Below are 2,790 nucleotides of genomic sequence, written 5' to 3' on the forward strand. Positions count from 1 at the left end.
TAAGGTTTATTTTTTCTGAAAACAAAAAACTATAAACTGAAAACCATTATTTTTATTTCTCTTGCAATTTACATTTCTAATTTGCTAAAATGATTAAAGTTGAAGAAATATTATAAATGCAGAAAGCAGCATTCAGCCAGTAATAAAATACCAACAACAGCCACTACAAGAAACGCAGAAATTTTACACTCTCTTTTTTTGCCTGAAATTAGAAGTAAAGACTAATATAAAATAAAAAATATATAAGAAAATTACAGGAAATAATATATCATTTATAACAAATAAATAAACTATCTGCTACAATAGGATTTAGGGTGCTTTTAAAAATATTAGACTTAGAATTGATGATATTTGATTTTTATAATTTTGTAAGATAATTAAAACCCCTTAATAACTTTACTAAAAAGCGGTTATTAAAATAGTAAAAATATTTTGAAAAAGGAATAGGCAATCTATGGCAATCAAAAAATCTCAACTTTACAGTTCTATCTGGCAGGCTTGTGATGAATTGCGTGGAGGTATGGATGCTTCTCAATATAAAGATTATGTTCTGGTCCTGCTTTTTGTCCGCTATGTTTCTGATAAATATGCCGGAAAAGCGGATTCCCTGGTAGAGATTCCTCCGGGTGGAAGTTTTTCTGATTTAGCAGCACTTAAAGGCAAGCCGGATATTGGTGAGAAGATTAATATAGTTTTAAATGCCCTGGCAGAAGCTAATCGTTTAATCGGTGTAATTAATACAGTTGATTTTGATGATGAGGAGAAGCTGGGAAAAGGTAAAGAAAAACAGGATCGCCTTTCCAAGCTTATCGCTATCTTTGAAAACCCCGGTTTGGATTTCAGTAAAAATAGATCTGAAGGCGATGATCTCCTGGGAGATGCCTATGAATATCTGATGAAGAACTTTGCCGTGGAATCAGGTAAAAGCAAAGGCCAGTTTTATACACCGGCAGAAGTGTCCCGGGTAATTGCCAAGGTAATTGGTTCGGAAAATGCTACCGATAGCACTCAAACCGTATATGATCCCACCTGTGGTTCAGGTTCTTTGCTATTAAAGGTAGCTGCTGAAGCAAAACCGGTTAAAATTACTATCTATGGACAGGAAAAAGAAAACGCCACTGCTGCCCTGGCAATTTTAAACATGTGGCTGCACAATGAACCAACAGCCGTAATACAAAAAGGGCAAAGCACTCTATCCGGCCCACTATTTACTGATAACGGTGCCCTGAAAACTTTTGATTTTGTGGTAGCCAATCCACCCTTTTCCTATAAGTCATGGCGAAATGGTTTTACTCCGGAAGATGATTCTTATGGCCGTTTTGATGGTTTTGGCATTCCCCCCAGCAAAAATGGTGATTATGCCTTTTTGCTGCATATCGTAAAATCATTAAAAAGTACCGGCAAAGGTGCCTGTGTTCTTCCCCATGGTGTATTATTTCGCGGAAACACGGAAGCAGTTATCCGCAGCAACCTGATAAAACGCGGCTATATCAAAGGAATTATTGGCTTGCCGCCCAATCTCTTTTTTGGTACCGGCATACCTGCCTGTATCGTAGTAGTGGACAAAGAAGCCACCAGCCAGCGACAGGGAATTTTTATGATTGATGCCTCCAGGGGTTTTATTAAAGACGGAAATAAAAATCGCTTGCGGGAACAGGATATCTGCAAAATTGTCGATACATGGAAGGAAAAAGCCGAAATACTAAAATACAGCCATTTTGCTACTAATGAAGAAATTGAAAAAAATGAATATAATCTCAATCTGCCCCGTTATATAGATACCGGTGAGCCGGAAGATATTCAGGATATTGAGGCACATCTGAAAGGCAGTATTCCAAAAGCAGATGTTGAATCCCTGCAAAAATATTGGACTGTCTGCCCTACACTTAGATCTTCCTTATTCAAAAATAATTCCAGACCCGGTTATTATGATATAAGTATACCGGTTGACAAAGTACGTTCTGCAGTTTTAGAACATGATGACTTCTTAAAACTCAGAAATGATATTCAGGAGAACTTTGATAACTGGCAAACTTCCCAAATTCCCATCCTGAAAAATTTAAACAAAAACAATCATCCTAAGACCGTGATTAGAGATTTATCAACCAGTTTATTGGAAGCCTTTAAAGATATTAAATTAATTGATAAATATGATATTTACCAGCACCTGATGGATTATTGGGAAGAGACTATGCAGGATGATGTATATATCATTATAGCTGATGAATGGGAAACCGGTAATGAACTGATTCGATTAAAGAATAAAAATAAAAAAAATATTGATGGGTTGGCAGGCTTGGAAGGACGGTTGATTCCAGTATCACTGATTATTAAGACCTACTTACAGCAGGAGCAGAGGAAAATAGACGAAATTCAAGCTGAGATAGAACAGGTCTCCAGCCAGATGGAAGAGATCGGGGAAGAAAACAGTGGTGAAGAAAGTCTGCTCAGTGAGGTAACTAATGACAAGGGCAATATTACCAAAAATGATATTGCCAAGCGTATCAAGGAACTTAAATCTCAGGGCGAAAATCAACCTAAATTGCTCAATAGCCAGGTAAATTCAAATGAAGATGATGAAGAAAAAAAAGAGCTGGAATTACTGGAAAAATATTCAGAGCTTTTAGAAACAGAATCAGATTTAAAGAAGAAGAAAAAAGATGCCGAAAAAGACCTGGAAAATAAAGTTGTTGAAATATATCCAAAACTTACTCCCGAAGATATAAAAACACTGATAGTTGAATCAAAATGGATGACAGAATTGGAAAAACGTATTTTAGGAGAAGTAGA

At 36.3% G+C, this 2,790-nt stretch carries 1 protein-coding gene; it reads left to right on the forward strand.

The annotated features are described in order from the left end of the window. Positions 1-454: 454 nt before the first annotated feature. On the forward strand, positions 455-2,790 hold a 2,336-nt coding region (locus tag KO361_05330; protein MCC7574988.1), incomplete at its 3' end, for a type I restriction-modification system subunit M.

This window comes from Candidatus Woesearchaeota archaeon (assembly GCA_020854775.1).
In the GTDB taxonomy this organism is placed as follows: Archaea; Nanobdellota; Nanobdellia; order Woesearchaeales; family 21-14-0-10-32-9; genus 21-14-0-10-32-9.